Below are 7,435 nucleotides of genomic sequence, written 5' to 3' on the forward strand. Positions count from 1 at the left end.
GCGTGGGCGTGGCCCTGGCTGCCGTAGCCGATGACCGCGACCTTGCGGCCCTGGATGATGGACAGGTCGGCATCGTCGTCGTAGAACAGCTCGGCGGGCATGGTGCTTCTCCTTGGTTACTGGTACGTGAGGGTGTGCGGACGGGAAAGAAAAAGGCGGTGGTCTGTGGCGGGCGGTGCTAGGCGCTCTGCGCGCCGGCCGTCGCCGCGGTGGCGGCCGGGGTCAGGCGGATCGGCCGGGCCTCGCGCGCGGAGCGGTCCGCCAGGGCCCGGGAGCCGCGGCCGATCGCGATCGCGCCGGACTGGACGAGCTCCTTGATGCCGAAGGTCGCGAGCATCCGGAGCATCGCGTCGAGCTTGTCGCCGGAGCCGGTCGCTTCGAGGGTGACGGCGTCGGGCGAGACGTCGACGGTTCTCGCACGGAACAGCTCGGCGATCTGGACGATCTGGGCCCGGGTGCCGTTGCCGGCGCTCACCTTCACCAGGACCAGCTCGCGCTGGACGGCGGAGTCCGCCTCCAGCTCGACGATCTTGAGGACGTTGACCAGCTTGTTGAGCTGCTTGGTCACCTGCTCCAGGGCCAGTTCGTGGTCGACCCTGACCACGATGGTGATGCGGGAGATGTCGGGGTGTTCGGTGGTACCGACCGCGAGCGAGTCGATGTTGAAGCCGCGGCGCGAGAACAGGGCGGCGACACGGGCGAGGATGCCGGGCGTGTCCTCGACCAGGACGGAGAGCGTGTGCTGGGACATGTCAGAAGGTCCTCTCAGTCGTCCGCGGAGTCGCCGAAGTCGGGGCGTACGTCGCGTGCGGCCATGATGTCGTCGTTGGAGGTACCGGCCGGGACCATCGGCCACACCATCGCGTCCTCGTGGACGATGAAGTCCACCACGACGGGGCGGTCGTTGATCGCGTTGGCCTTGTCGATGATCGCGTCGAGCTCGTAGGGGTTCTCGCAGCGCAGGCCCACACAGCCCATCGCCTCGGAGAGCTGCACGAAGTCCGGGACCCGGGTGCCGTGGTTGGTGGCGGATCCCACTCCGCGTGTCGATCCGGTGGTGGCGTTGGTGGCGCCGTCGTGCAGCACCGTGTTGGAGAACCGCGCTCCGTAGAACAGGTTCTGCCACTGACGGACCATCCCGAGCGCACCGTTGTTGATGATCGCGACCTTGATCGGGATGTTGTTGAGCGCGCAGGTGGTGAGTTCCTGGTTGGTCATCTGGAAGCAGCCGTCGCCGTCGATCGCCCAGACCGTCCGTTCGGGGCGTCCGGCCTTGGCACCCATCGCGGCCGGCACCGCGTATCCCATCGTTCCGGCACCGCCCGAGTTGAACCAGGTGCCCGGCTCCTCGTGCGGGAGGAACTGCGCCGCCCACATCTGGTGCTGGCCCACGCCGGACGCGAACAGCGTTCCTTCCGGCGCGAGTTGGCCGATCCGCTCGATGACCTGCTGCGGGGAGAGCAGCCCCGGGTCGGCGGGCAGTTCGTAGCCGCGCCGGTAGGTGGCCCGCCAGTGGTTCAGGTCCCGCCACCAGGCCGAATATCCCGTTCGGGCGGCCTCGCCGACGCGGCCCTCCGCCCGCTCGCCGCGCACGGCGGCGGCCAGGGCGACGAGGACCTCGCGGGCGTCCCCGACGACGGGCACGTCGGCGAACCGGTTCTTGGAGATCTCCGCCGGGTCGATGTCGGCGTGGACGACCTTGGCGTGCGGGGCGAAGCTGTCCAGCTTGCCGGTGACCCGGTCGTCGAACCGGGCCCCCAGGGCGACGATCAGGTCGGCCTTCTGGAGCGCGGCGACCGCCGCGACGTCCCCGTGCATGCCGGGCATGCCCACGTGCTGCGGGTGGCTGTCGGGGAAGGCGCCCAGCGCCATCAGGGTAGTGACCACGGGTGCCCCGGTCAGTTCGGCCAGGGTGCGCAGTTCGGCCGTGGCCCGCGCCTTGAGCACACCGCCGCCGACGTAGAGGACCGGGCGGCTTGCGGCGCCGATGAGCCGGGCGGCCTCGCGGATCTGTTTGGCGTGCGGCTTGGTGACCGGGCGGTAGCCGGGCAGGTCCGTCGTCGGAGGCCACCGGAAGGTGGTGGCCGCCTGGAGGGCGTCCTTGGTGATGTCGATGAGGACCGGTCCGGGGCGGCCGGTCGAGGCGATACGGAAGGCCTCGGCGACCGTCCGCGGGATGTCGTCGGCGTTCGTGACCAGGAAGTTGTGTTTGGTGATCGGCATGGTGATGCCGACGATGTCCGCCTCCTGGAAGGCGTCCGTGCCGATCGCCCTGGAGGAGACCTGGCCGGTGATCGCGACCAGCGGGACGGAGTCCATGTGCGCGTCCGCGATCGGGGTCACCAGGTTGGTGGCACCGGGTCCCGAGGTCGCCATGCAGACCCCGACCCTGCCGGTGGCCTGCGCGTAGCCGGTGGCCGCGTGTCCGGCGCCCTGCTCGTGGCGGACCAGCACATGACGGACCCGGGTCGAGTCCATCATCGGGTCGTAGGCGGGCAGGATCGATCCGCCGGGAATACCGAACACGGTTTCCGCACCGGCCTCTTCGAGCGAGCGGATGAGGGACTGGGCACCCGTGACGTGCTCGACGCCGGTGTCGGGCTGCCCGGTGGTACGGGGCCGCACTTGCGGGAGGAGGGCCGCGGGGGCCTGCTGCACAGCGTTTGACATCGTCAGTTCCAAAAGTCCGTAGGAGTGTTGGCGAGGACGTATCGGTGATCGGCAGCCGCGGCGGGAGCGGCCGGGTGGTGCGGGCCCGCCGCCGGGTGATCACCGCAACGGTGCACCCGGCGGACTCGGAGCGAGGTCAGGGCGGAGTTCTTGCCGTCTGCAGGGCGTCGCAGGTGTGCCGTACGACGTCGAGGCCGGCGAGCCTCCTGACCAGCGGGCCTTCCACGGTCAGCTCGCCGCGTACCGCCACCGCCGCCGCGTAGCCCCGGTCCACCGGTACGTCGAGCAGGGTCCAGCCGGACGGCGGGTACGGGCCCTCGGGGCGTCCGGAGCCGACGTAGTCGAGCGCGGGGTCGCGGCCGAGACCCGTGCCGAGGCCCTTGAGGTAGGCCTCCTTCCGGGTCCACAGCCGGGCCAGGGCCCGGGGCCGCGCCATGGGGCTCAGTGCGGCCAGTTCGGCCTGCTCGTCCACGTGCAGCATCGCTGCGAGGTCGGCGGTGCCGTCCTCGTCCGGCACCAGTTCCACGTCGACCCCGATGGGGGCCGCCGCGGTACCGACGACGGCGAGATCGCCCCGGTGGGACAGCGAGAAGAACAGCCGGTCGTCGGCGTCGAGCACGGTGGGCCGGCCGTGCGGTCCGCCGCAGCAGGGGCAGGTGTCCCGGCCGAGGTGGACCTCCTCGGGGCGCAGGCTCAGGTACGAGCCGAGCAGCCGGCGGAGGGCGACATGCGCGGCCGTGAACCGGGTCCGGTCGGCGGCGTGCATGAGGGTGGCGGCACGTTGACGCTCGGTCGCGTCGAGTACCTGTTCGTCCAGGATGCCGATGGGGACATCCGAGACCCTCAGGAGCCAGAGGTCGAGTGAGCCAGGGGGTGGCAGCTCACGGACGACCCGCGGCAGGGCTTGTTCCACGGGGTCTCTCCTGTTCGTACGAGAGTGACAGGCGAGTCGGGTCTCACGGCGTCGCCGGCGCGACCGGCAGGTCCCGCCTTCGGCGCAGCGGCCCGATCAGGAGGAGCAGCGGGGTCAGGGCGAGTCCCGCGGTGAGCAGCCACAGGGTGGGCCGCAGGCCGAGGGCGGTGCCGAGGATCCCGCCGAGCAGGGAACCGAAGGGAATGGCGCCGAAGTTCGCGACCGAGACGCTGGCCGAGACGCGGCCGAGCAGCTGGGGCGGACAGTAGCGCTGGCGGAACGCCCCTTGGATCACGTTGGCGAGCACGACACCGAGCGAGAGGACCGCGCTCCCGACCACGAGTGCGGACAGCGTCCAGTCCGTCCCGGTCAGCGGGATGAGCAGGGCGAACGGGGCGCTGGCGATCGTGGCCACCAGCAGTCCGCGGGCCGATCCGAACCGTGCGATCAGGCGTTTCGCGGTGGTGGCCCCGAGGATCCCGCCGATGCTGCTCGATGCGAGGAGCCAGCCGGTGGCGCCTTCGGGCACCTTGAGCTCACGGATGATGAAGACCGGCAGGATCGCCGCCTCGGCCGTCAGCAGCAGGTTGGTGGCGGTGCCGTACAGGGTGAGGACACGCAGGTACGGGTCCTTGAACGTGTACCGCACGCCCTCCTTGATGTCCTGTCGCAGGGGCCGGCGTTCCTCGGGCTGCTCCGGGATCGGTTCCTTGCGGCGGATGCCGAGCAGGCACAGCGCGGAGACCAGGAACGTCGCCGAGTTGACGAGGAGACCGGAGGCGGCGCCGAACGCCTGGGCCAGCAGGCCGCCGCCGCCCAGCCCCGCGACCTGGGCCACCGATTCGCTGCCCTGGAGCTTGGCGTTGGCCTCCTGGAGGTCCTCGGGCTCGACGATGGAGGGCAGGTAGACCTTGTACGAGATCCCGAAGAACACCGCGGCGAACCCGTTGATCAGCGCCACGACCAGCAGTTGGGTCATCGTCAGGACCCCGAGCCAGCCCGCGACCGGAACGCTGGCCAGGAGGACGAGCGGGACCAGGTTGCAGATCAGCATGATCGGCCGACGTCGCATCCGGTCCACCCAGGCACCGGCGGGCAGACCGATCAGCAGCCAGGGCAGCCAGGGGGCGGCCGCCAGCACACTCACCGAGAACGTGCTCGCGTCGAGCGTCACCACCGCCACCAGGGGCATGGCGACCCCGGTGATGTTGATGCCGACGCGGTTGGTCGTCTCGCCGGTCCACAGCAGCCGGAAGTCGCGATGGCCGAGCAGTCCGCCGCGCGGCGGCCGCTCGTGCTCCCTGCCGGGAGCGCGCTCGGTCAGGCGGGCCGACATGTCGTCACCGCCTCGGCCACGGCCTGCGACAGCAGCGCGGCTCCGTCCGACCAGCGGGTGCGCCGGCCGGTCGCCTCGGCCTTCAGCGCGTCGCGCCGGGTGCCGAGAGCGCGTATCCCGTCGGCCGTGGAACCGGGTCCGCCGCCGTGGGCGCACGCCGCGGCCACCCGGTCGGGGGCCAGCCCACCGTCCTCGACGGCGGCGAACCGGGCCGCGTCCACCAGCGACCGGCCGGATTCCAGGGCACCGAGCACGGTCTCACCGACCAGATGGTGCGCGGCCCGGAACGGCGTCCCGTCCAGGACGAGCCGCTCCGCCAGGTACGTGGCCGAGGTGAAGCCGTCCACGGCCCGGTCCGTCATGCGTTCCCGTTCCGGTTCGGTGCCCGCCACCACCAGGCTCAGCAGCGTCACCGCGTCGGTGGTGCTGCTCAGTCCGGGCCGGAGGTGCCGTACGGCCTCGGTGCCGACCGCGATGGCGTTGGTGTAGCCGCCGGTGGTCATCGCCGAGGCCGCACCGACGAAGGCGCCGAGGCTCGCGCTGGACCTGCCCTGGATGTGTTCGAGCAGGAACGGGTTGCGTTTCTGCGGCATCATCGAGCTGGAGCCGACCAGGGTGTCGCCCACCCGCAGCAGCCCGAACTCCTCCGAGGTCCAGGTGCTCAGGTCCCGCCCGGCGCGGGCCAGCGCGACACCGAGGACGGCGGACGCGGACAGCAGGTCCAGTACGAAGTCCCGGGAGGCCACCGCGTCGACCGAGTTGGGGGCGGCGGAGCTGAAGCCGAGCAGTTCGGCGGTGCGCCTGGGGTCGATGGGGACGGACGTCCCGCCGATCGCGCCGGCGCCCAGCGGGTTGACGTCGAGCTGGCGTCCGGCGTCCAGCAGCGCCTCGTACGCGCGCAGTACCGCGCCCGCGACACCGGCGAGGTAGTGGCCGTAGCTGATCGGTACGGCCGGCTGGCCGTGGGTGTAGGCGGGCATGACCACGTCCCGGTACTCCTCGGCCTTCGCCAGGAGCACCCCCGCCAGCCGGTCGACCGCGTCGAGCAGTGCCAGATAGGGATCGCGCGTCTTCAGCCGGGTGGTGGTGGCGTTGAGGTCGTTGCGCGACCGGCCGGTGTGCAGGATGCCGCCGGTCCGGTCGCCCAGTTCCCCGATGAGGTGGCCCTCGTAGGCCAGGTAGACGCCGCGCGGCATCGGGGTGGCGCGGACCGGTGCGAAGTCCTGTCCGCGGAGTTCCTCGATGGTGCGCAGCAGGGCCGCGGCCCGGTCGGCGTCGACGATCCCGCGCTCGGTGAGCATGATCAGATGGGCGCGGTCGACCTCGCTGATGCAGCGCAACTCGTCGCCGAGCCCGTCCGCGGTGTCCGGCAGGTACTGGTCGTAGACGATGCGGTGCGCCTCGGCGTCGAGCGCGGCCTTGAGCCGGCCGGTGTCGACGCCGTGCGCCGTCGCTGCGGTCATGCGAATGCCTCCTCTGTGTGCAGATCCGCGTAGGTAACGGCCTCGCCGAGCAGGGCCACGGCCCGGTCGGCGGCTTCGGCCGCCCGTACCGAGCGGTCGGCGACGGCGATGGCGTGGCCGACGCGGCCCCGGAAGTCCTCGGCGGGACCGACGGGTTCACCCGGGGCGCGGTAGAACACCGCCTCGACGGTGCCCGGTACCGTGCGGGCCCCGGCCACGGCTTCCGCGAGTGCGGTGGACCGGGCGAGGATGCCGTCCTGTTCCGCGGTGAGGAACCGGATCGAGGCGCGGGCGTACCCGCCGCGTTCCAGCTCGGGGGCGGCGCCGAGGGCGACCAGCACCTGGGCGCGCACCAGGTCGATCCCGCAGGCCCTGCGGACCAGTTCGGGGATCATGCCGCCGGCCAGCCGGGGGTTGACCTCGATGACCTGGGCGGTCCGGGGCCCGGTCAGGCGCAGTTCCACATGGGCGGCTCCCCAGCCGAGTCCGAGCGCCCGTACGGCGCGTACCGCGGACTCGCGCAGGGCGATCTCCTGTTCACCGGGGAGGGCGGCCGGCACGTCGTGGCCGATCTCGACGAAGACCGGCAGCGCGCCGACGTGCTTGGCGACGGTGACGACGGCGTCGGTGCCGAACACCTCGACGGAGTACTCCGGCCCTGTCAGGTACTCCTCGACCAGGATCCGGCCCGGTGCGGCGATGCCCCGTTCGTTCACGGTGGCCGCCAGCAGCGTCCCGGCGTGCTCGGCGACCTGGTCGAGGTCCGTGCAGAGCCGTACGCCCAGACTCCCCGACCCCTGCACCGGTTTGACCACCACGGGCAGTCCGATGCCGCGGGCCGCGGCGAGTGCGTCGGCGGCCTCGGAGACCACGGCGAAGTCCGGCGACCCGACGCCCGCGTCGGCGAGCACCCGGCGCTGCTCGGCCTTGTCGCGGCAGGCGCGCACGGCTTCGGCCGACGGGCCGGGCAGTCCGAGCCGGTACGCCAGCGCGGCGGCGGTCGGAACGTAGTACTCGGAGCTGGTCAGGACGCCCGCGATGGTGGCGCCGTCC

General features: G+C 71.9%; 7 protein-coding genes. All 7 read right to left on the reverse strand.

The features are described from left to right. Positions 1–101 (reverse strand): hypothetical protein (locus tag ABZY11_RS41450; protein ID WP_350986285.1); only part of this gene is annotated, 101 nt, incomplete at its 3' end. A 77-nt stretch (positions 102–178) separates the two neighbouring features. After that, a complete protein-coding gene (ilvN, locus tag ABZY11_RS41455) occupies positions 179–751 on the reverse strand; it encodes an acetolactate synthase small subunit (protein ID WP_356484122.1) in 573 nt (190 codons plus the stop codon). 14 nt (positions 752–765) lie between these two features. Next, the gene (locus ABZY11_RS41460; RefSeq protein ID WP_356484123.1) at positions 766–2,670 is read right to left on the reverse strand and encodes an acetolactate synthase large subunit; all 1,905 of its coding nucleotides are present in this window, start codon (positions 2,668–2,670) and stop codon (positions 766–768) included. A 136-nt stretch (positions 2,671–2,806) separates the two neighbouring features. After that, on the reverse strand, positions 2,807–3,583 hold the full coding sequence (locus ABZY11_RS41465) for a 4'-phosphopantetheinyl transferase superfamily protein (protein WP_356484124.1): 777 nt from the start codon (positions 3,581–3,583) through the stop codon (positions 2,807–2,809). A 43-nt stretch (positions 3,584–3,626) separates the two neighbouring features. Further along, positions 3,627–4,919 (reverse strand): MFS transporter, encoded by a 1,293-nt coding sequence (locus ABZY11_RS41470; RefSeq protein WP_356484125.1) that lies wholly within the window; start codon positions 4,917–4,919, stop codon positions 3,627–3,629. Continuing rightward, positions 4,904–6,382: an argininosuccinate lyase gene (locus ABZY11_RS41475; RefSeq protein WP_356484126.1), complete on the reverse strand. Its 1,479-nt coding sequence runs from the start codon at positions 6,380–6,382 to the stop codon at positions 4,904–4,906. The genes ABZY11_RS41470 and ABZY11_RS41475 overlap by 16 nt, the downstream gene beginning before the upstream one ends. Continuing rightward, positions 6,379–7,435, reverse strand: a 1,057-nt coding sequence (locus ABZY11_RS41480; RefSeq protein ID WP_356484127.1) for an ATP-grasp domain-containing protein, incomplete at its 5' end; no start/stop codon positions are given. The genes ABZY11_RS41475 and ABZY11_RS41480, both read right to left, overlap by 4 nt.

The organism is Streptomyces sp. NPDC006510 (assembly GCF_040611955.1).
Classification (GTDB): domain Bacteria; phylum Actinomycetota; class Actinomycetes; order Streptomycetales; family Streptomycetaceae; genus Streptomyces.